The organism is Microbacterium sp. Root553 (assembly GCF_001426995.1).
In the GTDB taxonomy this organism is placed as follows: domain Bacteria; phylum Actinomycetota; class Actinomycetes; order Actinomycetales; family Microbacteriaceae; genus Microbacterium.
Map to the genome: position 1 here is coordinate 2,122,737 of NZ_LMFY01000001.1, position 24,277 is coordinate 2,147,013.

Here is a 24,277-nt window from a genome sequence, read left to right on the forward strand (position 1 = left end):
TGGCACGTGCTGCGCCGAGGGCTGTCGACTCCCGGTCCGTGGCTCGTGCGTCTCGACGGTCGCGTGTGACAGGCTGGAGGCATGACCGACGACGTGCTGCCGGAATCGCTGAGTGCCGAGATCAACACCGTGCTCGATGAGGCGGGGGTCACGACGGACCGACGACTCGTCCTGCGCATGATGCGCACCGCGCTGCTTCTGGGCGAGGATGGCACCGACCGGCTCGACCTCAAGATCGCGTCCGCGGCGCTGGCCGAGATGCGCGACGCCTTCCGGCTCTTCGCCCCTTTCGAGGGAGTGCCCAAGGTCACGGTCTTCGGTTCCGCCCGCACGCGGCAGGACGATCCTCTCTACGTCCAGGCGCGAGCCGTCGCCGAGGCTCTCGCCGCGGACGGCTGGATGGTCGTGACGGGCGCCGGCCCCGGCATCATGCAGGCCGCCGCCGAGGGTGCGGGTCCTGCGCTCTCGCTGGGCGTGTCGATCCGGCTGCCGTTCGAGGAGAAGGCGAACAGCCTCGTCGCGGGGAGCGATCACGTCGTCGCGATGAAGTACTTCTTCACCCGCAAGCTGATGCTGATCAAGGAATCCATCGGATTCATCTGCCTCCCCGGCGGCTTCGGCACCCTCGACGAGATGTTCGAGCTCCTCACTCTGCAGCAGACGGGAAAGGCCGAGCCGACCCCCATCGTGCTGCTCGACGAACCGGGCGGCACCTTCTGGAACGGGCTCAAGCGGTTCATCGATGAAGATCTCGCGCCCACCGGGGTGATCTCCGAGGGTGACTTCGACCGCGTCGTCATCACGGACTCGGTCCAGTCGGCGGCCGCCGTGATCGCCGGGTTCTGGCGCAACTACGACTCGCTGCGGTGGGTGGGCGACACGCTCGTGCTCCGCCTGCGCGCAGAGCCGACCGATGCCGAGCTCGACGCACTCAACGAGCAGTTCGCCGGGATGCTGATCAGCGGCCGCATCGAGCGGTCCGCGCCGCGGTCACCCGAGGTCTCCGACGACGATGTGCTGCATCTGCCGAGGCTCGCGCTCCACCTGGACCAGCGACAGGTCGGCAACCTGTTCCGTCTGATCGGCGCGATCAACGCGCTGGAGTCTGCTCCCGCGCTCTGATGCCTGCCGCGAAGGCGGCCGGGTCGACCGACCGACCGAGGATGCGCTCGGCGGCTCGGTGCCCCGAATAGTAGGCGGCCCCCACCGTGGCGGGTTCGTCTCCCCAGGTGGCCTCGCCCGCGAAGTGCAGCACGCCGTCGACCGGGCCGGCGAGGTCGTCGTGATCGCGGTGCGAGGACCCGACGGCGAGATGCGAGTACGACCCGTTCGAGAACGGGTCGTGTCCCCACCGGGTGATCCACCGTGCCGTGGGGGCTCCGACGGCGTCGCCGTACAGCCTGTGCAGGGCGGCGAGCACGTCCGCGACGATCTCGTCGTCGGTGAGTTCCTGCATCCGCTTCCCGAACGGGCCGGCGGCGAAGGTGAGGAGGGTGGGCAGACCGCTGACGGCCGACACGTCGTACCAGGAGTGCCAGTGCTCGCCCGCCTCGCCGAGTGCCCGCAGCACATAGCTGTCTTCGTCCCAGAAGCGCACCGGGAACTGGAGGAAGATCTTGTTGAAGACGCCCATTCCGAGACGCTCCACGGGGCCTGCGACGGCATCGGGCAGCGGAGGGGTGAAGTCGATCGAACCGGCCTTGAGCACGCCGAGCGGCACCGTGACCAGCGCGGTGCGGGCCGAGAATTCGCCCTCCGCCGTCGTGACGGTCACTCCGTCCGCGGTGCGCGCGACGCGCGTCACGACGTGGTCGAACCGGATGTCGAGGCCGGCGGCGATGCGCCGGGGGAGCTCATCGTACCCACGGGGGAAGATCACCTCGTCGCCGTCGATCTCGTCCTCGTCGAGCCCGTGCGCGTCGAGGTCTCCGATCCACGCCCCGCACTGCTCCTCGACCCGGTGGCGGAAGAACTCGCGGATCTCGTCGATCCGCTCCGGCGCAAGGCCCGATCTGTCGAGGGCGCGCTCGGTGACGTCGAGGTAGGTGTCGCCGGGAGAGGAGGCCGCGATCTCCTCGACGAGCAGGCGATCGGCCTCGGCGACGTCCTCGACCCACTGCGCGGTGGCGGCGGCGTCCATACGCGCACCGTCTCCGTCGAAGTTCTCGATCGGTCGGCCGCCGGCCTGGAAGCTGCCGACCGTGTACTCGATGCTGGGGATGCCGAGCTCCTGCACGAGTTCCCAGAGTGGCGAGTCGTCGATCCCGTGGACCCACGAGGCACCGAGGTCGACGGGGAAGTCCGCGGAGCGGTCGGTGTTCATCCGTCCGCCGATGCGGTCGCGACCCTCCAGCACGAGCACCGACTCGCCGGCGTCCGCGAGCATCCGCGCCGCGGTCACGCCCGACATCCCGGCGCCGATCACGATCGTGTCGTACGTGGTCACTGGATCCTCCTGCGGGTGTCACCGGGCTGCGCGGCGCCGCACTCGTGGCACGGGCGGTGGGCACAGGGTATCGTGGTACGGATGTCGCGTGTGCACACCCGCGCGACGAGAGCTGAATAGGGAGTTGTCATGGATATCGAACTGAGTCTGCTGCGTGGGATCGAGAAGGAGAAGGCGATTCCCTTCGACGAACTCGTCTCGATCATCGAACAGGCCATCCTGACCGCCTACTCCAAGCACGTCTCCGAAGACGGCGCCACCCCTGAGGGCGTGCGCGTCGAGCTCGACCGCCGCACCGGCCACGTCGCCGTGCTGCAGGTCGTCAAGGACGACGAGGGCGCGATCATCGGCGAGGAGGATGCGACTCCCGGTGACTTCGGTCGTATCGCCGCTTTCGCCGCGAAGCAGGTCATCAGCCAGCGTCTTCGCGACATCGCCGACGACGTCGTGCTCGGCGACTTCAAGGACAAGGAAGGCGACATCGTCGCCGGCGTCGTGCAGCAGGGGCCGAACCCGCGCATGATCCACGTCGACCTCGGAGCCGTCGAGGCGATCCTGCCGCCCGAGGAGCAGGTCCCCGGCGAGGTGTACGCGCACGGTTCGCGTCTGCGCGTGTACGTCACCAGCGTCGCCAAGGGACTCAAGGGTCCGCAGATCACGGTCTCGCGCACGCACCCCGGACTCGTCCGCAAGCTGTTCGCGCTCGAGGTTCCCGAGATCGCCGCCGGGCTCGTCGAGATCGTGTCCCTCGCGCGCGAGGCCGGACACCGCACCAAGATCGCCGTCAGGGCGAACGACCCCGCGATCAACGCCAAGGGCGCCTGCATCGGCGAGATGGGGCGACGCGTCCGCGCCGTCACCGAGGAGCTCGCGGGGGAGAAGATCGACATCGTCGACTACGACCCCGAGCTCGCTCCCTTCGTGGCCAACGCGCTGTCGCCGGCGAAGGTGACCAGCTCGTTCATCCTCGATGCGAACACCAAGGCCGTGCGCGCACTCGTGCCGGATTACCAGCTCTCGCTGGCGATCGGCAAGGAGGGGCAGAACGCGCGCCTCGCCGCCAAGCTCACCGGTGCGAAGATCGACATCCAGCCCGACAGCGTCCTCGACTGACCACGCGGCACGTACGACTCGCGGCTCTCACGTGAGTCGTACGGGAACTCAGGTGTAAGATGGAACCCGTACGAACGTGCGTCGGCTGTCGCACGCGTGCTCCCCGCTCCACTCTGCTCAGGGTGGTGTCCCAGAACGACATCCTCATCCTCGATGAGAGTGCTGTCCTGCCGGGGCGCGGCGCGTGGGTGCATCCGACACCGGAATGCATGGAAGCCGCTCTGCGGCGCCGCGCCTTCGGAAGAGCACTGCGCGTGACCAGCGAACTGGACACGCGGAACATCGCACAGCATCCACCAAGAAACAAAGGCTGAACAGCTATGGAAACAAAGTGAACGGCTCGAAATGAGACCCGTCCGCGACTAGTGGTCTGCCCTGTCTGGGTGGACCGACTCAGACAGGAGAATTGTGGCTGGTAAACCACGCGTACACGAGATCGCCGCCGAACTCGGCGTCGACAGCAAGATCGCACTTGCAAAGCTCAAGGAACTCGGAGAGTTCGTCAAGAGCCCCTCTTCGACCATCGAACCGCCGGTGGCGCGCAAGCTGCGCGCGGCGATCGAGGCGGATGCTTCGCTGAAGCCGTCCGCAGACACCACGTCGGCCGCGAAGCCCGGTGCCGCCAAGACCGGTGCCGCGAAGCCCGGTGCCGCCAAGACCGGTGCTGCCAAGCCCGCGGCCGCACGGCCCGGCGCCCCGACCCCCGGCCCCAAGCCCGGTCCGAAGCCGGCACCCGCGCCCGAGCAGCCCGCTGCTCCGGTCGAGGAGGCTCCGGCTCCGCAGGCTGCACCCGCAGCGGCGACCCCCGGACCCGCCGAGGTGAAGCCCGCCGAGGCGAAGTCCGAAGAGGCGAAGCCCGCCGATGGTGGAGCGCCGAAGCCCGGTGCCCCGCGCCCCGGCAACAACCCGTTCTCGTCGGCTCAGGGCATGGGCCAGCGCCCGGCCGGCCCTCGTCCGGGCAACAACCCGTTCGCGTCGGCTCAGGGCATGGGCCAGCGCCCGAGCCCGACCCCCGGCAACATCCCGCGTCCGCAGGCGCCTCGTCCCGGCGCGCCGCGTCCGGGTGCGCCTCGTCCCGGTTCCCCCCGTCCCGGCGCTCCGCGCGGTGGTCAGGGTGGTCGTCCCGGCGGCGCACCGTTCCAGCAGCGTCCCGGCGGCCCCGGTCGTCCCGGCGGTGCCGGTGGACCCGGTGGTGCAGGTGGCCCCGGCGCACGTCCCGGTGGCGGCTTCGCAGGTCGTCCCGGTGGCGGCGGAGGCCGTGGTCGTGGTCCCGGTGGAGGTACCGCAGGTGCCTTCGGTAAGGGCGGCGGCAAGAGCAAGCAGCGCAAGTCGCGGCGGGCGAAGCGGCAAGAATTCGAGATGCGGAGTGCTCCGGTCGTCGGTGGCGTCAACGTCACCCGCGGTAACGGAGAGGTCATCCGCATGCGCCGTGGCGCGTCCATCGCGGACTTCGCCGACAAGATCGAGACGCTGACCGGCTACACGGTCCAGCCCGGAACCCTCGTGACGATCCTCTTCAACCTCGGCGAGATGGCCACGGCCACCGAGTCGCTGGACGAGGCGACGTTCGAGGTGCTCGGCGAGGAGCTCGGCTACAAGATCCAGATGGTCTCGCCCGAGGACGAGGACAAGGAGCTCCTCGAGGGCTTCGGTCTCGACCTCGAGGCCGAGCTGGAGGCGGAGAGCGAGGACGACCTCGAGATCCGTCCCCCGGTCGTCACCGTCATGGGTCACGTCGACCACGGTAAGACCAGACTGCTCGACGCGATCCGTCAGACCAACGTCATCGACGGTGAAGCGGGTGGCATCACCCAGCACATCGGTGCGTACCAGGTCTGGACGGAGCACGAGGGCATCGAGCGGGCCATCACCTTCATCGACACCCCGGGTCACGAGGCGTTCACCGCCATGCGTGCCCGTGGTGCGCAGGTGACCGACCTCGCGATCCTCGTGGTCGCGGCCGACGACGGCATCATGCCGCAGACGGTCGAGGCTCTCAACCACGCCCAGGCGGCCAATGTGCCGATCGTGGTCGCGGTGAACAAGGTCGACAAGCCCGACGCCAACCCGGCCAAGGTCCGTCAGCAGCTGACCGAGTACGGTCTGGTCGCTGAGGAGTACGGCGGAGACGTGCTGTTCGTCGATGTGTCGGCTCGTGCCAACACCGGCATCCAGGAACTCCTGGACGCGGTGCTGCTCACCGCCGATGCGGGTCTCGACCTCACCGCGAACCCGAACAAGGGCGCGCGTGGTGTGGCCATCGAGGCGAAGCTCGACAAGGGCCGCGGATCGGTCGCCACGGTGCTCATCCAGTCCGGAACGCTCCGGATCGGAGACGCCATCGTCGCCGGAACCGCGTACGGACGAGTTCGTGCGATGGCCGACGAGAACGGCGAGCAGGTCCTCGAGGCCTACCCGTCGCGTCCCGTGCAGGTTCAGGGTCTCAACTCGGTGCCTCGTGCCGGTGACGTCTTCATCGTGACCGAGGAAGACCGTATGGCCCGTCAGATCGCTGAGAAGCGTGAAGCGGTCGAGCGCAACGCTCAGCTGGCCAAGGCCCGCAAGCGCATCTCGCTCGAGGACTTCACCCGTGCTCTCGAGGACGGCAAGGTCGAGTCGCTCAACCTCATCATCAAGGGTGACGTCTCCGGTGCCGTCGAGGCGCTGGAGGAGTCGCTGCTCAAGATCGAGGTCGACGACTCGGTGCAGCTCCGCATCATCCACCGCGGTGTCGGTGCGATCACGGAGTCCGACGTGAACCTGGCGACGATCGACAACGCGATCATCGTGGGCTTCAACGTCCGTCCCGACACGAAGGCGCGCGAGCGCGCTCAGCGTGAGGGCGTCGACATCCGGTTCTACTCGGTGATCTACAACGCGATCGACGAGATCGAGAGCTCGCTCAAGGGCATGCTCAAGCCGGAGTACGAAGAGATCCAGTCGGGTGTCGCCGAGATCCGCGAGGTGTTCCGCTCCTCGAAGTTCGGCAACATCGCCGGTGTCATCGTGCGGTCGGGAACGATCACGCGAAACGCCAAGGCTCGTGTCATCCGCGATGGCGTCGTGATCGCCGATGGCCTCGCCATCGAGTCGCTGCGTCGCTTCAAGGATGACGTCACCGAGGTGCGCACGGACTACGAGGCCGGTATCGGCCTCGGCAAGTTCAACGACATCCAGATCGGCGACGAGATCGAGACGACGGAACTGGTCGAGAAGCCGCGCGGCTGATCGAGTTCGATATATCTTCGGGCGTCCTTCGCTCCGGCTCCTCAGCGGGCCAGCGAGACGAAGGGCGCCCGAAGGGTACGCAGAGGGAGAGAACAATGGCTGGTGAACGTCAGGCCCGTCTGGCCGATCGGATCCGAGTGATCCTTGCCGAGCGACTGGAGAAGGGGCTGCGCGACCCGCGCCTCGGCTTCGTGACCCTCACCGACTGCCGCGTCAGCGGCGATCTGCAGCACGCCTCCGTCTTCTACACCGTGCTCGGCACGGAGGAGGAGCGGATCGCCAGCGGTGCCGCCCTGGCATCGGCGACGGGCATGCTGCGCAGCGAGGTGGGACGACAGCTGAGCACCCGACTGGTGCCGACGCTCGAGTTCATCCCGGATGCTCTGCCCGAGAACGCCGACCACATCTCCGCGCTGCTCCGCGAGGCGCAGCAGCGTGACGCGGAGGTCGCGGCGCTCGCGTCGTCGGCGTCGCATGCGGGAGAGGCTGACCCCTACTTGCATCCGGATGAGGACGACTCGCGCTCCTGACCTGTGCCTGCCCCGCTCCGAGTGCGAGGGCTTGCTACCCTCACCTGAACGAGCGGATGCTCGTACGGACTCGGGGGGTTCGGCATCGACGGATCGAGTGCGCGGGGGGCGGTCTCGATCGACCCCGCCTCACTGGAGGCTCTGGTCTCCGCATTGCTGGATGACGACCTGAGCTGTGCTCCGCACGTGGTCGCGAGGCTCGTGTCGGAGGTGACGGGAGACACGGCGACCGTCAGGGCCGTGGCGGCCAGGCTCGATTTCGCGCAGCGCCAGGGGCTCAGGGCGCTGCCGTCACCGTTGCCGTCGGTGCCCGAGATCGACGCGCTCTACGAGAGCGTGCAGCTCGCCGACCGCGATCGTGATCTGCTCCTCGCGGTGGCGCTGCACTTCAGCGACTCCCTCGAGCCGATCCTCGCGATCGACGGGCGCACCGCCGCTGAGCTGGCATCCGGCCCGGTCGGGGATCTGATCGAGATGCACGCCGGAAGGATCCGACTGATCGATCCCCGGCTCGCCATCTGGCTGCAGGCCAGGACGCCCGGCTCCGACACCGCGGCGGTGCACGCGCGTCTGCACCGTGTCTTCCTGGCCCGCGGGGAGCAGGTGTGCGCGGACTGGCATGCGGCGAGGTCGTCCGCGTCCCCGAGCCCGGTGGCCGCGAGCGAGCTCATTCGCACGGCCCGCATCCTCTCGCAGGCCGGGCGGAGCGGGCGGGCGTTCCAGATCGCCGGCGAGGCGGCGTCCCACACGTCCGGCGCGGAGCACGACGAGGCCACGCTCGTGGCCGGGGTCTCGGCGATCGCCGCGGGCCACGCTGTGGATGCCGTGCGACTGCTCGTCGGGCTGTACCCCGATGCCGCCGAGCGCCACCGCCTGCAGGGTCTCGGGGGTCTGCTGGTCGCTCAGGCCTGTGTCCGGGGCGCCGTGCCGGAGCTGGACGCCCACACGTTCACGCCGCGGACCGACGACCTCGACGACTGGTATTCCTGGACGCGGGCCTCGGCGCTCGCGGCGTTCTTCTGCGCCGAGCGCGGTGATCGCCGGGGGATGCGTGCCTGGCTCGATGCCATGCGGGAGGGCAGCGCCAAGGTGGGCGCGGACCGCTGCCTGCGCGACCCCGTCGTGGCCCTCTCGTGGTTGGTTCTCGGCGACAGGGACATCGACGACGTGCAGGGGACAGGCCCGCTCTCGCGGGGAATCCTCGGCGCGCTTCATGCGGGTATGGAAGGGGACTTCGATCTCGGCCTCCGCCTGCTGGCAGCCTGGGACACGGGGATGGCCGCGGAGGTCGATCCGCTCGTCGCCGGGTTCGAGCGCAGTCCGCTGGTCGCCGCCTACCGCGCGGTGGTCGAGGTGCTGCTGCTGATGTGGCGGGGCGATATCGGTGCGGCCCGCATCAGGATGATGAGGGCGGCTGTCGCACTGCCCGTCGCACTGCCGTTCGCGGGCCTCGGCGTGGTGATCACCCGCCGTCTCGACCTCGCCGTGCTCGGCAGGCTCGGCCCCTTCGCCCGCGCTCTCACGGCCGCGCTCCCGACGCCGCAGCGGATAGATCGGCTGGTGGATCGGGGCATAGAGGCCTTCCTTGCCGGCGAGGAGGACGAGGCCATCGCGCTGATGCGACTGTGGCACGATCGCGGGGCGCCCCGGCCGGCTCTGTCGGTGCCGGGGCTGGAGGAGGCGAGCATCGAGCGCGACGAAGACCCGCCGCGGTCGGCGCCGATCGAACCGCCCGAGATCGCCCTCGCCCGCAGGCTTCGCTCCCGCATCCTGAACCTGCCCGGACAGGAATGGCGGGCCGAGCGCGCCTCGATCTCCGAGGCGGCACGCACCCTCCGATCCCCGTTCACCCGCGGTCGCGTCGAGGCCATGATCGGCATCCGGTGGATTCGCGACGGCGAGGTCGCGGTCGGCCGCGACTACCTGGCGGCCGCCCGGCATCTGCTGGAGGTGTCGGGTGCGACCGCCTGGTCTCGCGCGGTGGAGAGCCGGATCGACCGGGTGGATGCCGAAGAGACGGCGCCGCTCGCGAAGGATCCCCTCTCCTCGTCGCGGCGGGTGTGGGAGGCGCAGCTGACCGCCCGCGAACTCGAGGTGGCCATGCTGGCCGTCGAGGGGGCGTCGAACCGTGACATCGCCGATGCGCTGCACGTGTCCGTGCGAACCGTCGAGGTGCACCTCGGGCGGGTCTTCGGCAAGCTGGACGTGCGCACGCGCGTCGAGCTCACGATCCTGGCCCACCGGATCGGTGGGTAACGTGCCCGTTCGGCACGGATCGGCGTCCTGGTGAGGGGCGAGTGCTCAGCGGGGGAGGGAGATCAGCGGGGGAGAGAGATCAGCTCGCCGTCGGCCTCGGCCAGACCGTCGGCGATGAGGGAGTCGATGGCACGGTGTCGCTGCAGCGAGTCCGGCCACTCGGGCAACACGGATTCGAGCGACACCGAGTCCGGAGCCGCGTCGCGGAGGATCTTGAGCACCGCCCCGCGCGCCTGTCGATCCGAGCCTTCGAACGACGCCTGACGGCGCCGCGCATCGCCGGTGTCCGGCCGACCGGCGGCGACCCAGGCGCAGCCCCCGAGGAGGGGGCAGGCCTCGCACCGGGGCGATCTCGAGGTGCACACCGTCGCGCCGAGCTCCATCGCCGCGGCGTTGAACACGGCGGACTCTCCGACGTCCTCCGGCAGGAGCTCTTCCATGAGCACCAGATCTCGGCGGGACGGAGGTCCGGGCTGCGCCTGCCCGAGGACCGCCCGGGCCAGCACCCTGCGGGTGTTCGTGTCGACGACGGGGTGACGGTCGGCGTAGGCGAACACGGCGACCGCCCGTGCCGTGTAGTCGCCGATCCCGGACAGTCTCAGCAACGCCTCCACGTCGCGCGGCACGACGCCGTCGTGGCGTTCCGTGATCTCGACGGCCGCCCGGTGCAGCCAGAGTGCACGGCGGGGATAGCCGAGGTTGGCCCACTGCTGCACGACCTCGGCCGTCGTCGCCGCGGCGAGGGCCGACGGCGTGGGCCAGCGAGCGAGCCATGCCTCCAGATGCGGGATCACTCGATTCACCGGTGTCTGCTGCAGCATGAACTCGCTGACCAGCGTCCCCCAGGCGCCGAACTCGTCGTGGAACTCCGACCGTCTCCACGGGAGGTCGCGCGCGGCGTCGCGGTACCACCGGGCCAGAGGCATCGTCACGGCATCGGCGGGAGGGGGAGTCGAGCGCACCTCGACAGCCTAGGCGAACGGTGCCGGGCAGTGACCGCCCCGACGACCCTCGATGTCCGTGCCGATGCGGGGTCGGCCGCACCGTAGGCTTGAGAGATGGTCTCGCCCGGCATCCTCCTCGTCGACAAGCCCGCTGGGCTGACCAGCCACGATGTCGTCGCCCGCACGCGGCGCGCCCTCGGCACCCGCAAGGTCGGGCACGCCGGCACGCTCGATCCGATGGCCACGGGGCTGCTCGTGATCGGTGTCGAAGGAGCCACGCGACTGCTGACGTTCATCGTCGGCGCGGACAAGACATACGAGGCGACGATCCGACTCGGACAGACCACGGGAACCGACGACGCGGACGGCGAGGTCCTGACCCGCGCCCCCGAGCAGGCCTGGGCCGCGGTGACCCCCGAGCGCGTGGCCGCCGGCATCGCATCGCTCACCGGTGCGATCTCCCAGGTCCCGAGCTCCGTGTCCGCGATCAAGGTCGACGGACGCCGTGCCTACGATCGTGTTCGCGACGGCGAGGAGGTCGTCCTCGCCGCGCGCGAGGTCACCGTCTCCCGGTTCGATGTCCTCGCAGAGCGCCGCGGTGAGGGCTTCCTCGACCTCGATGTCGTCGTCGACTGCTCCTCGGGCACCTACATCCGCTCGCTGGCCCGCGATCTGGGTGCCGACCTCGGCGTCGGCGGTCACCTGACGGCGCTGCGCCGCACGCGCGTCGGGGACTTCGACGTCGCGGATGCCGTGCAGATCGAGAAGGCGACGGAGTCCGCGCTGCTCACCCCTGCGGCCGCAGCCGTGCGCGTGCTCGATGCCCTGCGGGTGTCGGGCGACGAGGCACGCGACCTCCGGCACGGCAAACGGCTCGCACAGCAGGCCGTGCGCCTGAACGGGGCGCTCGCTGCCGCGATCGATGAGGATGATGTCCTCGTCGGCGTGGTCGAGAAGCGCGGCGCCGACCTGAAGAGCGTCATGAACATGCCCGAGGTGCAGCGATGATCCTGTGGCTCACTCTCGCGCAGGTGGCCGTCGCGGTCGTCGCGGGTCTCTTCTGCCTCGTCGCCGGGCTCGCAGGCAGGCGTCCGAGCGACTACTCGGTGGGTGCTCTCGCCCTCGTCGAGCTGCTGCTGATCGTGCAGGTGGTCGTCGCCATCGTCGCACCGCTCGCGGGCAACCCTCCCACCGGCGATCTGCTCGAATACTGGGTCTACCTCGTCTCGGCCGTGCTGCTGCCGATCGGCGCCGTGCTCTGGGCTCTCATGGAGCGCAGCCGCTGGAGCACCGTCATCCTCGGGGTCGCCGCGCTCGCCGTCGCGATCATGGTGTGGCGCATGCACGTCATCTGGACGATCCAGATCGCCTGAGCCGCTGGGGCGCTGCCGTGGCGCGCATCTCGTGCCCCGGCCCGGAACTAGAATGGGTGGCGCTATGAGCACCACCGTCCCCACCTCCCGGATGACCGGCATCGGCCGCGTCCTCGTGATCGTCTACGCCGTGATGGCACTGGCCGCGACCGGTCGGAGCTTCGTGCAGATCTTCCGACAGTTCGACGAGGCGCCGGTGGCGTACGCGCTCTCGGCACTCGCCGCCGCCGTGTACATCCTCGCGACGCTCGCCCTCGTGCTCGCCGGCCGTCGCGGCTGGTACGTCGTGGCCTGGGTGGCGATCGTGTTCGAGCTCGCCGGCGTGCTGGTGGTCGGGGCACTGAGCATCTTCCTCCCCGATCTGTTCCCGCACGACACCGTGTGGTCGATGTTCGGTCGCGGGTACCTGTTCATCCCGCTGGTCCTGCCGGTGTTCGGCATCTGGTGGCTCCGCACCCACCGGCCGGTCGAGAGGACCGCGGCACGGGCGTCCGTCGAGGTCGGCGCGTGATCGTCTTCCGCGACCCGAACGAGGTTCCGAACGACTTCGGCGCCTCCGCCGTCGCGATCGGCAAGTTCGACGGGGTGCACGCGGGACACCGCGCGGTCATCCGCCGCCTGACGGAGGTCGCCGCCGAGTCCGGTCTGCGCACCGTCGCGGTCACGTTCGACCGGAACCCGCTCGCGGTGCTCCGCCCCGATCGGTGTCCCGAGAACGTGGTCACGGTCGACCGCAAGCTCGAGCTGCTCGGTGAGCTGGCTCTCGACGCCACCCTTCTGCTGACCTTCGACGCGGAGTTCGCCTCCCGCAGTGCCGAGGACTTCGTCACCGGCATCCTCGTCGATGCGCTCCGGGTCTCGACCGTGCTGGTGGGCGAGGATTTCCGATTCGGCCGCGGTGGAGAGGGCACGCCGGCGCTGCTTCGGGAACTCGGGCCGCGGCACGGGTTCACGGTGGAGGTGGTCGACGACGTCTTCCTCGACGGCTCCGACCGCCGGGTGTCCTCGACCTGGATCCGGGAGCTGCTGATGGCCGGAGACGTGACGGCCGCCGCGCGGGTGCTCGATCGCAACGTCGACGTGCGCGGCGAGGTCGTGCACGGTCTCAAGCGCGGCCGCGAGCTGGGCTTCCCGACCGCCAACCTCTCGGCATCCGTCGACTCCTTCGTGCCGGCGGACGGTGTGTACGCGGGGTGGCTGATCGATCACGTGACCGGCATCCGTCATCGTTCCGCGATCTCGGTGGGCACCAACCCCACCTTCGACGACGTGCTCGAGCGTCAGGTCGAGGCCCACGTCATCGGCGAGACGGACCTCGATCTCTACGGTCATGACGTGACCGTCGAGTTCGTGAGCCGTCTGCGCGGCATGGTGGCCTTCGAGGGCATCGGGAAGCTCAAGGATCAGATGGCCGCCGACGTCGACGACGCGGAGCGCGTGCTCGCCGCGGCACGCTGACGGGATTCCGACTCTCCTGCGATGTTCCGCGTCCTCCGGCGTGATGGCATAGGATTGGCGTCGGTGGTTCACGGTCCTCGCGTCAGTCGTGTCGACGATCACCGGAATCACCGTTCGTACGGTCCTGGCTCACGCCACACGCGGACATCGAGAACGGCCTCTGCATCCCCGGGATGCTTCGGCCTTCACGCTCAGGAGGAGCATGCCGACCACGGCAACCGCCGCATCGCGGCGCAAGAAGACGTCTCGTCGCGATGACGAGGCACCACTCATCCCGATCCTCGCGCGCAAGGTGCGCGAGATCGAGGCGAAGTCCCAGCGCGGAAAGCTCGGCCCGACCAATCGGGTCAAGTTCCAGGTGATCGCCTTCCTGGTGCGCGAGGAGCGCGCCAGGGTGAAGGCGGACACCGAGATCGTCGATTCCGCCAGGGCGGAGCTGCTCAAGCGGCTCGACGGCGTGGCGACGATCCTGGCGAAGACCGCGGCGCGCGACACCTCACTGATCCAGCTGCTCGAGGCGGATCAGGCGACGTCGCCGGTGGCGAAGCGCATGCGTCGCGACTGGCTGCTCGAATCGGGTGCGGAGCTCGCGCCCGAGGAACTGATCATCGCGGACGTCGCTCCGGTGCAGACGCCCGTCGTCTCCGCGGCGATCGCCGAGCGCCAGGTCACGCCGCCGTCCGTCGAGGCGCGCCAGCTCGCCAACCCGTTCCTGGTGCCCGACCTCACGCCTCGCGCGGCCACCACGCCCCGCCGTCGTCTGGACGGCTGGGAGCTCATGGGCCCGCTGTACAAGTCGTTCGAGACGGGAGCCGGGGGAGGGGCGGCCAGCATGGATCTGCCTCCCGCGCCCGAGTACGACCACCTCTCGCCCAAGGGGCTCGAGATCATGGTGCACCAGTCCCGGTTCCTCGAGGCCGTGCGAGAGGGCCATCGGAGCTTCCTGCTCGCCGATGAGCCCGGCCTGGGCAAGACCGCGCAGTCGGTGCTGGCCGCCTCCGTCGCCGGGGCCTACCCGCTGCTGGTCGTCGTGCCCAACGTCGTGAAGATGAACTGGGCCCGCGAGGTCGAGCGGTGGACGCCGCAGCGGCGCGCGACGGTGATCCAGGGCGACGGAGCGGACATCGACGCCTTCGCCGACATCTTCATCGTGAACTATGAGATCCTCGACCGGCACATGTCGTGGCTCGCCTCGATCGGACTGCGGGGCATGGTCGTCGACGAAGCGCACTTCATCAAGAACCTCAGCTCGCAGCGTTCGCAGAACGTGCTGTCGCTCGCCAACCGGGTGCGCGAGCGCACCCCGGGCGGAAAGCCGCTCATGCTGGCGCTCACCGGAACCCCGCTCATCAACGACGTCGAGGACTTCGACGCGATCTGGCGCTTCCTCGGCTGGACCACGGGCGAGAAGCCCGGACCGGAGCTGATGGAGAAGCTCGACGCGACCGGGTTCACGCCGGCCGACAAGGCCTTCTATCCCGAGGCGCGTGAAGCGGTGATCTCGATGGGGATCGTCCGTCGGAAGAAAAAGGACGTCGCCGCCGATCTGCCGGACAAGCTCATCGCCGATCTGCCCGTGCAGCTCGACGACGAGTTCGGGCGCAGCATCCGCCAGGCGGAGCGCGAGCTGGGCGAGCGGCTCGCCGCGCGCTACCGTCGCATCCTCGAGGCCCGCGGCGACCGCGGGCTCGCGCCGGGGGAGATCGACGACGACATCGTGCGTCTCGTCTCGCAGAACGAACTCGAGGAGTCCAAGGCCGCGGGAACCGGGGGCGACAACGTCTTCACCATGGTCCGCCGGATCGGACAGGCCAAGGCGCATCTCGCCGCGGACTACGCCGCTCAGCTGCAGCGCTCCGTAGGCAAGGTCGTGTTCTTCGCGAAGCACATCGACGTGATGGATCAGGCGGAGGCGCACTTCGCGTCTGTCGGGATCCGTGCGGTGTCGATCCGTGGAGATCAGACCACGACGACGCGCCAGCAGGCGATCGACGACTTCAACGGCGATCCGGGAGTCGGCATCGCCGTCTGCTCGCTCACCGCGGCGGGTGTGGGCCTCAACCTGCAGGCCGCATCGAACGTCGTGCTCGCGGAGCTCTCGTGGACGGCCGCCGAGCAGACGCAGGCGATCGACCGCGTGCACCGAATCGGTCAGGACGAGCCGGTGACCGCCTGGCGGATCATCGCGGCGCACACGATCGACGCGAAGATCGCGGAGCTCATCGACCAGAAGCAGGGGCTCGCCGCCCGTGCACTCGATGGCGAGGCCATGGACCAGGCTGCGGCAGAGCCCGTGCAGCTCGGTGCGCTCATGCACCTGCTCCGGGAGACGCTCGCCACCTCCTGAGCGAAGCAGTCCTCCGAGATCGGCGTCAAGAACCACGGTTCTTGACGCCGATTTCGCGCCGTACAGGGCGTGATCGCGAATATTCGGGAGATCGTGGCCGAACCTCGGGCAAGATCCGCGGTTTTCCTCCTCTCGAATGGCGCCCGCACGTCGCAGACCGATAGTGTCGATCGCAGGCACCGTCGCCTGTTCCCTTTCCCCTGAACCCGTCTGAGGCAAGCATGAAGATCGGCATTCTGACGAGCGGCGGCGACTGCCCCGGACTCAACGCGGTCATCCGCGGCATCGTGCTCAAGGGCACCACCACGTACGATCTCGAGTTCGTCGGCATCCGCGACGGATGGCGCGGAGTCGTCGACGGCGACTTCTTCCCGCTCACCCGTCACGAGGTCAAGGGACTCTCGAAGGTCGGCGGCACGATCCTCGGCACGAGCCGGACGAACCCGTACGAGGGGGAGCGCGGCGGAGCGGAGAACATCGCCAAGACCCTGTACGGCCACAAGATCGACGGAATCATCGCGATCGGCGGCGAGGGGACCCTGGCCGCGGCCGACCGTCTCGCGAAAGACGGCATCAACGTCATCGGCGTGCCCAAGACGATCGACAACGACCTGCGGGCGACCGACTACTCCTTCGGCTTCGACACCGCGGTGAACATCGCCACGGACGCCATGGATCGACTGCGCACCACGGGCGACTCCCACCAGCGCTGCATGGTCGCCGAAGTCATGGGACGTCACGTCGGATGGATCGCGCTGCACGCCGGCATGGCTGCGGGCGCCCACGCGATCTGCATCCCCGAGGTCCCGATGTCGATCGACGACATCTGCGATCTCGTCTCGAGCGCCCATGATCGCGGTCGCGCCCCGCTGGTCGTGGTGTCCGAGGGCTTCAAGCTGCTCGGCATGGACGAGGCCTTCAGCGACAAGGGCCTGGATGCCTTCAACCGCCCGCGTCTCGGCGGCATCGGCGATCAGCTCGCCCCGGCCATCGAGCGGATCACCGGCATCGAGACGCGTGCGACGATCCTCGGCCACATCCAGCGCGGCGGCTCCCCGTCGGCATTCGACCGCGTGCTCGCCACGCGCCTCGGTCTGCACGCCGCAGACGCGATCGTCGAGGGCTCCTGGGGACAGATGGTCGCCATGCAGGGCACCGACATCGTGCGGGTCCCGTTCGCCGAGGCGCTGGGCGAGCTCAACACGGTTCCGCGCAGCCGGTACGACGAGGCCGCGGCGCTCTTCGGCTGAACACGGCACTCGGCTGAACACGGCACTCGGCTGAACACGGGACTCGCCCGAACGCGGGATGCGTCGAAGCGGAGCATCCTGAGTCCGGACCGTCGTCCTGATCCCGCGGGGTGCCCACCCCGCGGGTCTCACTCCCGGGCGAGCCCCACCGTGTCGAGGATCCAGGCCAGCTCGAACGCGCGCTCCCGCCACGAGTTGTAGCGCCCGCTGACGCCGCCGTGCCCGGCGACCATCTCGCACTTGAGCAGCGCGTCCGCGGCACCGGCGACGCGCAGCGCGGCGATCCACTTCGCCGGCTCCACGTAGAGCACGCGCGTGTCGTTGAGTGAGGTCACCGCGAGGATGCGGGGGTAGGCGACGCCGTCACGGACGTTCTCGTAGGGCGAGTACGACTTCATGTACTCGTACACGTCGGCCCCGTGCAGCGGGTCTCCCCACTCGTCCCATTCGATGACGGTCAGGGGGAGCGACGGATCGAGGATCGTGGTGAGGGCGTCCACGAAGGGAACAGCCGCCAGCACTCCGGCGAAGAGCTCGGGAGCGAGGTTGGTGATCGCCCCCATCAGCAGTCCACCCGCGCTGCCGCCCTCGGCGACCAGCGTCTCGGCGGAGGTGATCCCCTCGTCGACGAGGTGCCTGGCGCACGCCACGAAATCGGTGAACGTATTGCGCTTGTTCAGCAGTTTGCCGTCCTCGTACCACTGGCGCCCCATTTCACCCCCGCCGCGGACGTGCGCGACGGCGAAGACGATGCCGCGGTCGAGCTCCGAGAGGCGTGCGACCGAGAAGCCCGGGTCGATCGAGTGCTCGTACGACCCGTAGCCGTAGAGGTGCACGGGGCGAGGCTCGGCTCCGGGGGTGCCGAACGAGCGCTTCCAGACGAGTGAGATCGGCACTCTCGTGCCGTCGGATGCCGTCGCCCAGGCGCGCTCCTGGCCGTAGTCGAGCGGGTCGTAGCCGCCCAGCACCGACACCTGCTTGCGCAGCTCGAGCTCACGGGTGGCGAGGTCGAGCTCGTAGACCGTCCCGGGAGTGACGAACGAGGTGTACCCGAGCCGGAGGAACGGCGAGTGCCACTCGGGGTTGCCGCTGACTCCCGCCGAGTACAGTGGCTCGTCGAAGACGACGTCCTCCACGTCATCCGTCGCGTAGTCGAGGAGTCCGACGCGCTCCAGTCCCTCGCTGCGGTACTCCACGGTCGCGAAGTCGCGGAACGCGTCCATGCCGAGCAGTCGCCGGCCCGGCTCGTGCGCGAGCACCACACGCCGTTCGCCGAGAGGGTCGGCGGCGGTCACCGAGACGAGCTCGAAGTCCAGAGCGCCGTCGTTGTGCAGGATGTAGAGCCGGTCCTCGCCGTCGACCACGGCGTGCTCGAGCGAGTATTCGACGCCCTCGCGACGCGGCCACACGATCTGCGGCGCCGCGGTCAGGTCACCGGACAGGTCGACGAGGTACTCCTCGCTCGTGATGCTGGAGCCGACGGCGATCACGAGGTACTTCCGGCTGCGCGTGATGCCCGCGCCGAGCCAGTACTTCTCGTCGGGCTCGTGGAAGAGCTTCACGTCATCCGTCACGGGGGTGCCGAGGCGGTGCAGCCAGAGGGTGTCGGGACGCCAGGCGTCGTCGCGCGTCGTGTAGAGGATGCCGGTGCCGTCGGGGGTGAAGAACGCGCCGCCGGTGTCGGGGATCTCGTCGGCGAGGGTCTCGCCGGTCACGAGGTCTCGAACGTGCACCGTGTACAGCTCGTCACCCTCGAAGTCGGTGGCCCAGAGCATCTTCGTGGCATCGTCCGAGGTGTCGAAGGCGCCGAGCGAGAAGAACTCGTGTCCCTCTGCCTCGACGTTGCCGTCGAGCAGCACCGTCTCTCCCGGGACCGGGACGCCGGGTTCGAGGACAGGAGGAGTCCAGTCTCCCTCGGCCGCGGCGGTGCGGCAGTGGATGCCGTACTGGGCGCCCTCCTCGGTGCGGCTGTAGTACCACCAGTCGCCGCGGCGGGTGGGGACCGAGAGGTCCGTCTCCTGAACGCGTCCCTTGATCTCCTGGAACAGCGTCTCCCGCAGCGGAGCCAGGTGATCGAGTTCGGCGTCGGTGTACGCGTTCTCGGCCTCGAGGTGCGCGATCACCTCGGGGGAGTCCTTCGCGCGAAGCCACTCGTACGGATCGTCGAACGTGTCGCCGTGGTGAGTGCGGAGGGTCGAGCGGCGGTCTGCGATCGGAGCATCAGTCACGGGATCCACGCTAGCCCAGGTCGAGTTGACCGGCACTCGGGAGGGTGGGAAGATTCAACGGGGCCGGTTAACGGAAGTCAAACCCACGGTGAACTCTTCGTTCGTCACGTCGATCCCGTCGACATCTCCTTCTTCCTCAACGACCGAAAGCGACCGGTGGAAACCGCAGCCCTCATCGTCGTGCTGGTGATCCTGCTGGCACTCTTCTTCGACTTCACCAACGGGTTCCACGACACCGCGAACGCGATGGCCACGCCCATCGCGACCGGCGCCCTCAAGCCCAAGACCGCGGTCCTCCTCGCGGCCGTGCTCAATCTCGTCGGAGCCTTCCTCTCGACGGAGGTCTCGAAGACCGTCTCGCACGGCATCATCCGGGAGGACACGATCCAGGGCGATGCGTTCCTGCCCATGATCTTCGCCGGGCTGATCGGCGCGATCACCTGGAACATGCTGACCTGGCTGCTCGGCCTGCCCTCGAGCTCCTCGCACGCGCTTTTCGGCGGACTGATCGGCGCGACGCTGGTCGGCGTCGGCGTGGGAGGAATCGACTTCGGCATGGTGCTGTCGAAGATCATCCTCCCGGCTTTGATCGCCCCGCTGACCGCCGGCATCATCGCCTTCGCGGCCACCAAGCTCGCCTACTCGATCACCCGGCGCTACGACGGCAAGCCCGACGGACGCGACGGCTTCCGGTGGGGACAGATCTTCACGTCGTCGCTCGTCGCCCTCGCGCACGGCACGAACGACGCGCAGAAGACCATGGGTGTCATCACGCTCGCGCTGATCACCGTCGGCTGGCAGAGCAGCTCGCAGGCGGATCCGCACCTGTGGGTCATCATCGCCTGCGCCGTCACGATCGCCCTCGGCACGTACCTCGGCGGATGGCGCATCATCCGCACACTCGGCAAGGGGCTCACCGAGGTCAAGCCGGCGCAGGGGTTCTCGGCCGAGAGCTCCACCGCCGCGACGATCCTCGCCTCCAGCGCGTTCGGCTTCGCGCTGTCGACCACTCAGGTCGCCTCGGGCTCGGTCATCGGCTCCGGCCTCGGCCGTCGCGGTTCGACCGTGCGCTGGCGGACAGCCGGGCGCATCGCGATCGGATGGCTGCTCACGCTTCCCGCCGCCGGCGCGGTCGGCGCTCTCGCGGCGCTGTTGATCACCTGGCTCGGCACCTGGGGCATCGCGATCGATGCGGTGCTCGCCCTCGTGGTCATCATCGGACTGTTCCTGCGTTCGCGCAAGGACGCCGTGACGCCCGCGAACGCGATGAGCGACGTGGCGGAATCCGGTCTCGCCATCGAGCACCCGGACATGCCGCCGCCCACCCGCCGTCAGCAGCGGGCGATCGAGGCGAAGGCCGAGGCCAAGGCGCGCGCCGACGCGCGGGAGAAGGCCAAGGCGAAGGCCAAGGCCGCGGCCAAGGAGAAGGCCGCGGCCAAAGCTGCCAAGCGCGGACCGAGCACCGGTGCCGCGCCCAGGATCGACAATGCCGGGACGACGGACAGCGAGGAGGCGAAGTGAGTGTCGACATCGACTGGAGTGCGTTCCTCCAGGTCTTCCTCGCCGCGCTGATCGGCGCATGCGCCGTCGTGACCTTCTATTCGCTGGGTCTGCGCCTGCTGGTGCGCAGCGGCCGCGCGCCGGTCGTGAGCCCGGCCGAGTTCACGGATGCCATCACCGTGATCACCGAGAAGGAGCTGCGTCGCGCGGCCAAGCAGGCGGCGAAGGCCGCGAAGAAGAGCCCGCTGACCGAGGCGCAGCGTCGGATCGCACTGCTCGGCGCCTACGGCTGCTTCGCGCTGTGCGCGGTCGCCGTCGTCGCCGGCATCCTCATCATCGTCGTCGGGCACTGATCGTCGACGGCCCCCGAGTCATCGTCCCGCGCTGAGCACCCGCTGAGCACCCGCTGAGGTGCCGCTCCTGCGTCCTCAGCGCAGCAGCCCCGCCACGAGTCGGTCGATGATCTCGTCGGTCGAGGTGTCGGGGTCGATGGGCGTGGTCAGCCGGTCGAGCAGGAGACCGTCGATGGCGTAGTGGAACAGCGCGATCTCATGCCGTCCGCCGGGCAGAGAGGCGGAGGCGTTGAAGGCGACGTCGGCCTCGAACCCCGCCCGCTGCCAGGCACCGAGCAGCGCGGCGACCTCGGGGCGTCGGCTGCTCTCGAGCCTCAACTCGAACAGTGCCACCGTCACGTCGCGGTCATCGCTGAGTCGTCTGACGATGTCACGCAGGTAGTCGGCGAACAGCTCGGCGCTCGGGGTCGCCGACGCCCGACGCGCCAGGTCGTCTTCGCTCGGCGCCAGACGCTCCCCGATCCGATCGACCAGTCCCTCGATGAGGGCATCACGACTGCGGAAGTAGTTCGACGTCGTGCCGACCGGGAGTCCTGCGACCACGTCGACCCCGCGATGGGTGAGTCCGCGCGAGCCCTCCGTCGCGAGGATCGTCAATCCCGCGTCCGCGATGAGCCGCCTGCGTGCCTCGTTCTTCGCCATCCGAGAACCCTATCGTGATCACTACACCTGACGTGGTGCCGAGCCGGGGCCGGTGTCGGAGCGCGGCCTAGGCTGGGAGCATGTCAGCGCATTCCGAGAGCGAGCACGTCTTCGGTCGCCACCAGCCCGCGTCCCACGTGATCATCCACGTGAGCGATCCGCACTTCCTCGCCGAGGGTGCGCGACTGGGCGGGCGGTACGACGTCGAGTCGAACTTCGCCCGGACGCTCGAGGCCGTCCGCGCCGTGCATCCGCACCCCACGGCGATCGTCGTCACCGGCGATCTCGCCGATCTCGGCGAGCCGGATGCCTATCGTCGGCTCCGTGCGGCGGTCGAGCCGGTGGCCGAGGAGCTGGGCACCACCGTGGTGTGGGTGGCCGGAAACCACGATGAGCGCCCGGCGCTGCGCGAGGGACTGCTGGATCTGGAGCCGACCTCGGATCCGGTGACGGGCGTCTGGGATCTCGACGGACTGCGGCTCATCGCCCTCGACACGAGTGTTCCGGGCTGGCATCACGGCGATCTCGACGAGGGCCAGCTGTCGTGGCTGCGGGAGATACTGCGTGAGCCGGCCCCGCACGGCACACTGCTCGCGATGCATCACCCGCCGCTGCCGAGTCACCTGCCGCTGTTCGACATCCTCGAGCTTCGTCATCAGGACGAGCTGGCCGAGGCGATCCGGGGGAGCGACGTGCGCGGGATCCTCGCCGGGCACCTGCACTATTCCGCACACGGGACGTTCGCGGGTGTGCCCGTCAGCGTCTCGTCGGCCACCTGCTACACCATGAACGTCGCGCGTCCCGCGGCCGACGTCAACGGCATGGATGCGGCGCAGGCGTTCCAGATCGTGCATGTGCGCGCCGACACGATCACGCACACCGTGGTGCCGGTCGTCGACGCGCCGACCGGAGACGTGTTCTCGCAGGCCTGGGTCGAGCGCATGGCCGCGCTCAGCCCCGAGGAGCGGCTCGAGGTCTTCTCGCGGAAACGCTGATCGGGACACGTATCCCGGTGTGCGCATGTGCTCGGGCGTAGACTTGGGGCATCCCCCGCACTTCACACTCGCCACTACCCACAAGGATGTGACATGGCTTCTGCCGCGCCTACCCGTACCCGCACCGAGACCGATTCGCTCGGGAGCATGGAGATTCCCGCCGACGCGTACTGGGGGATCCACACCGCTCGCGCCGATGCGAACTTCCCGATCACCAAGCGTCCGATCTCGGTCTACCCCGATCTGGTGGTCGCTCTCGCGATGGTCAAGCAGGCGAGCGCCCGTGCGAACCGACAGATCGGCGTCCTCGATGCCGAGCGTGCCGATCTGATCGATCGTGCGGCACAGCGGGTCATCGACGGCGAGTTCCACGACCAGTTCACGGTGGGCGTCATCCAGGGTGGCGCCGGCACCTCGACGAACATGAACGCGAACGAGGTCATCACCAACATCGCGCTCGAGCTCGCGGGTCGCGAGAAGGGCGACTACGCGTTCCTGTCGCCCATCGATCACACCAACCGCAGCCAGTCCACCAACGACGTCTACCCCACCGCGGTGAAGATCGGCCTCTCGCTCACGCTGCGCTCGCTGCTCGAGGAACTCGATCTCCTGCGGATCTCCTTCCTCAACAAGTCCCGCGAGTTCCACGACGTGTTGAAGGTCGGTCGCACGCAGCTGCAGGATGCCGTGCCGATGACCCTCGGCCAGGAGTTCCACGGCTTCGCCTCGACGCTCGGCTACGACCACACGCGTCTGACCGAGAACGCGTCGCTGATGTTCGAGATCAACATGGGCGCGACGGCGATCGGTACGGGAATCACCACACACGCCGACTACGCGCCCGCCGTGCTCAAGCACCTGCGCGAGATCACCACTCTCGACCTCGTGACCTCTGCCGACCTCGTCGAGGCCACCAGCGACACCGGCTCGTTCATGTCGTTCTCGTCGACCCTGAAGCGCAACGCGATGAAGCTGTCGAAGATCTGCAACGATCTGCGTCTGCTGTCGTCGGGGCCGCAGGCCGGATTCGGCGAGATCAACCTCCCGGCGATGCAGGCCGGCTCCAGCATCATGCCGGGCAAGGTCAACCCGGTGATCCCCGAGGTCGTCAACCAGGTCGCCTTCGCCGTCGCGGGTGCCGACATGACCGTGACGATGGCGGCCGAGGCAGGTCAGCTGCAGCTGAACGCCTTCGAGCCGGTGATCGCGCACTCGATCTTCCAGTCGATCACCTGGATGCGTCAGGCCATGTGGACGCTTCGGGTGAACTGCGTCGACGGGATCACCGCGAACCGTGACCGTCTCGGCGCCATGGTCGGCGCATCCGTCGGCGTCATCACCGCACTCACCCCGTTCATCGGCTACGCGGCGGCTGCCGCCCTCGCGAAGACCGCTCTCCTCACGAACCGCAACGTCGCGGATCTGGTCGTCGAGGCCGGACTCATGTCTCGCGACGAGGTCATCAAGCAGCTGTCGCCTGCGCGTCTGTCGGGTCTCGAGGCGATCACCGCCGCGATCCCGATCATCGCCTCCGAGGATCTGATCGAGATCTGAGCGGACTCCGCACACGACGAAGGGCCCGGCGGAGTCGCCGGGCCCTTCGTCGTCCGCGAT

Annotated in this window: 20 protein-coding genes; 16 read left to right on the forward strand and 4 right to left on the reverse strand. The window is 68.9% G+C overall.

Features of this window, described 5'->3' with window-relative positions:
• Positions 1-81 precede the first annotated feature (81 nt).
• Positions 82-1,122, forward strand: coding sequence for a TIGR00730 family Rossman fold protein (locus tag ASD43_RS09805; RefSeq protein WP_056416743.1), 1,041 nt, complete (start codon positions 82-84; stop codon positions 1,120-1,122).
• Here ASD43_RS09805 and ASD43_RS09810 read toward each other — a convergent pair.
• Entirely contained in the window at positions 1,091-2,446 is a 1,356-nt protein-coding gene (locus tag ASD43_RS09810; protein WP_082539346.1) for a flavin monoamine oxidase family protein, read from the reverse strand. The genes ASD43_RS09805 and ASD43_RS09810 overlap by 32 nt on opposite strands.
• A 129-nt stretch (positions 2,447-2,575) precedes the next feature.
• Between ASD43_RS09810 and nusA the strand changes: the two genes are divergently transcribed.
• The 5 genes from nusA to ASD43_RS09830 all read left to right on the forward strand — a co-directional run bounded on the left by nusA (position 2,576) and on the right by ASD43_RS09830 (position 9,573).
• The gene (gene nusA, locus ASD43_RS09815) at positions 2,576-3,559 is read left to right on the forward strand and encodes a transcription termination factor NusA (protein WP_045255356.1); all 984 of its coding nucleotides are present in this window, start codon (positions 2,576-2,578) and stop codon (positions 3,557-3,559) included.
• A gap of 59 nt (positions 3,560-3,618) precedes the next feature.
• The gene (locus ASD43_RS17010; RefSeq protein WP_082539347.1) at positions 3,619-3,873 is read left to right on the forward strand and encodes a YlxR family protein; all 255 of its coding nucleotides are present in this window, start codon (positions 3,619-3,621) and stop codon (positions 3,871-3,873) included.
• Between the two features lie 94 nt (positions 3,874-3,967).
• Complete coding sequence (gene infB, locus ASD43_RS09820; protein WP_056416745.1) at positions 3,968-6,787, forward strand: translation initiation factor IF-2; 2,820 nt, start codon at positions 3,968-3,970, stop codon at positions 6,785-6,787.
• Between the two features lie 95 nt (positions 6,788-6,882).
• The gene (gene rbfA, locus ASD43_RS09825; protein ID WP_056416747.1) at positions 6,883-7,317 is read left to right on the forward strand and encodes a 30S ribosome-binding factor RbfA; all 435 of its coding nucleotides are present in this window, start codon (positions 6,883-6,885) and stop codon (positions 7,315-7,317) included.
• Between the two features lie 210 nt (positions 7,318-7,527).
• Positions 7,528-9,573: a helix-turn-helix transcriptional regulator gene (locus ASD43_RS09830; protein WP_157550941.1), complete on the forward strand. Its 2,046-nt coding sequence runs from the start codon at positions 7,528-7,530 to the stop codon at positions 9,571-9,573.
• A gap of 62 nt (positions 9,574-9,635) precedes the next feature.
• On the opposite strand, the gene ASD43_RS09835 is transcribed toward ASD43_RS09830, so the two are convergent.
• Positions 9,636-10,499: an A/G-specific adenine glycosylase gene (locus ASD43_RS09835; RefSeq protein ID WP_056416753.1), complete on the reverse strand. Its 864-nt coding sequence runs from the start codon at positions 10,497-10,499 to the stop codon at positions 9,636-9,638.
• Positions 10,500-10,631: 132 nt separating this feature from the next.
• On the opposite strand from ASD43_RS09835, the gene truB reads away from it, so the two are divergent.
• The 6 genes from truB (at position 10,632) to ASD43_RS09865 (ending at position 16,945) form a co-directional block, all read left to right on the forward strand.
• On the forward strand, positions 10,632-11,525 hold the full coding sequence (truB, locus tag ASD43_RS09840) for a tRNA pseudouridine(55) synthase TruB (protein WP_056416756.1): 894 nt from the start codon (positions 10,632-10,634) through the stop codon (positions 11,523-11,525).
• On the forward strand, positions 11,522-11,890 hold the full coding sequence (locus ASD43_RS09845) for a hypothetical protein (RefSeq protein WP_056416759.1): 369 nt from the start codon (positions 11,522-11,524) through the stop codon (positions 11,888-11,890). The genes truB and ASD43_RS09845 overlap by 4 nt, the downstream gene beginning before the upstream one ends.
• Positions 11,891-11,954: 64 nt before the next feature.
• A complete protein-coding gene (locus ASD43_RS09850) occupies positions 11,955-12,401 on the forward strand; it encodes a hypothetical protein (protein WP_235564096.1) in 447 nt (148 codons plus the stop codon).
• Entirely contained in the window at positions 12,398-13,348 is a 951-nt protein-coding gene (locus tag ASD43_RS09855) for a bifunctional riboflavin kinase/FAD synthetase (protein ID WP_056416764.1), read from the forward strand. Before ASD43_RS09850 ends, ASD43_RS09855 begins: the two co-directional genes overlap by 4 nt.
• A 202-nt stretch (positions 13,349-13,550) precedes the next feature.
• Positions 13,551-15,695, forward strand: coding sequence for a DEAD/DEAH box helicase (locus tag ASD43_RS09860; RefSeq protein ID WP_056416766.1), 2,145 nt, complete (start codon positions 13,551-13,553; stop codon positions 15,693-15,695).
• 221 nt (positions 15,696-15,916) lie between these two features.
• The gene (locus ASD43_RS09865) at positions 15,917-16,945 is read left to right on the forward strand and encodes an ATP-dependent 6-phosphofructokinase (protein WP_056416771.1); all 1,029 of its coding nucleotides are present in this window, start codon (positions 15,917-15,919) and stop codon (positions 16,943-16,945) included.
• 128 nt (positions 16,946-17,073) lie between these two features.
• Here ASD43_RS09865 and ASD43_RS09870 read toward each other — a convergent pair whose 3' ends face one another.
• Positions 17,074-19,173: a S9 family peptidase gene (locus ASD43_RS09870; protein WP_056416774.1), complete on the reverse strand. Its 2,100-nt coding sequence runs from the start codon at positions 19,171-19,173 to the stop codon at positions 17,074-17,076.
• A gap of 156 nt (positions 19,174-19,329) precedes the next feature.
• Here ASD43_RS09870 and ASD43_RS09875 point away from each other — a divergent pair, with 156 nt between their 5' ends.
• Positions 19,330-20,694: an inorganic phosphate transporter gene (locus ASD43_RS09875; RefSeq protein ID WP_056416779.1), complete on the forward strand. Its 1,365-nt coding sequence runs from the start codon at positions 19,330-19,332 to the stop codon at positions 20,692-20,694.
• Positions 20,691-21,026, forward strand: coding sequence for a hypothetical protein (locus tag ASD43_RS09880; RefSeq protein ID WP_056416781.1), 336 nt, complete (start codon positions 20,691-20,693; stop codon positions 21,024-21,026). The genes ASD43_RS09875 and ASD43_RS09880 overlap by 4 nt, the downstream gene beginning before the upstream one ends.
• A 75-nt stretch (positions 21,027-21,101) precedes the next feature.
• Here the strand turns inward: ASD43_RS09880 and ASD43_RS09885 are convergent, their stop codons facing one another.
• Positions 21,102-21,668, reverse strand: coding sequence for a TetR/AcrR family transcriptional regulator (locus ASD43_RS09885; protein WP_056416784.1), 567 nt, complete (start codon positions 21,666-21,668; stop codon positions 21,102-21,104).
• Between the two features lie 80 nt (positions 21,669-21,748).
• On the opposite strand from ASD43_RS09885, the gene ASD43_RS09890 reads away from it, so the two are divergent.
• On the forward strand, positions 21,749-22,663 hold the full coding sequence (locus tag ASD43_RS09890) for a metallophosphoesterase (protein ID WP_056416787.1): 915 nt from the start codon (positions 21,749-21,751) through the stop codon (positions 22,661-22,663).
• Positions 22,664-22,756: 93 nt separating this feature from the next.
• Positions 22,757-24,217: an aspartate ammonia-lyase gene (locus tag ASD43_RS09895; RefSeq protein ID WP_056416790.1), complete on the forward strand. Its 1,461-nt coding sequence runs from the start codon at positions 22,757-22,759 to the stop codon at positions 24,215-24,217.
• The last annotated feature ends 60 nt before the right edge of the window (positions 24,218-24,277 follow it).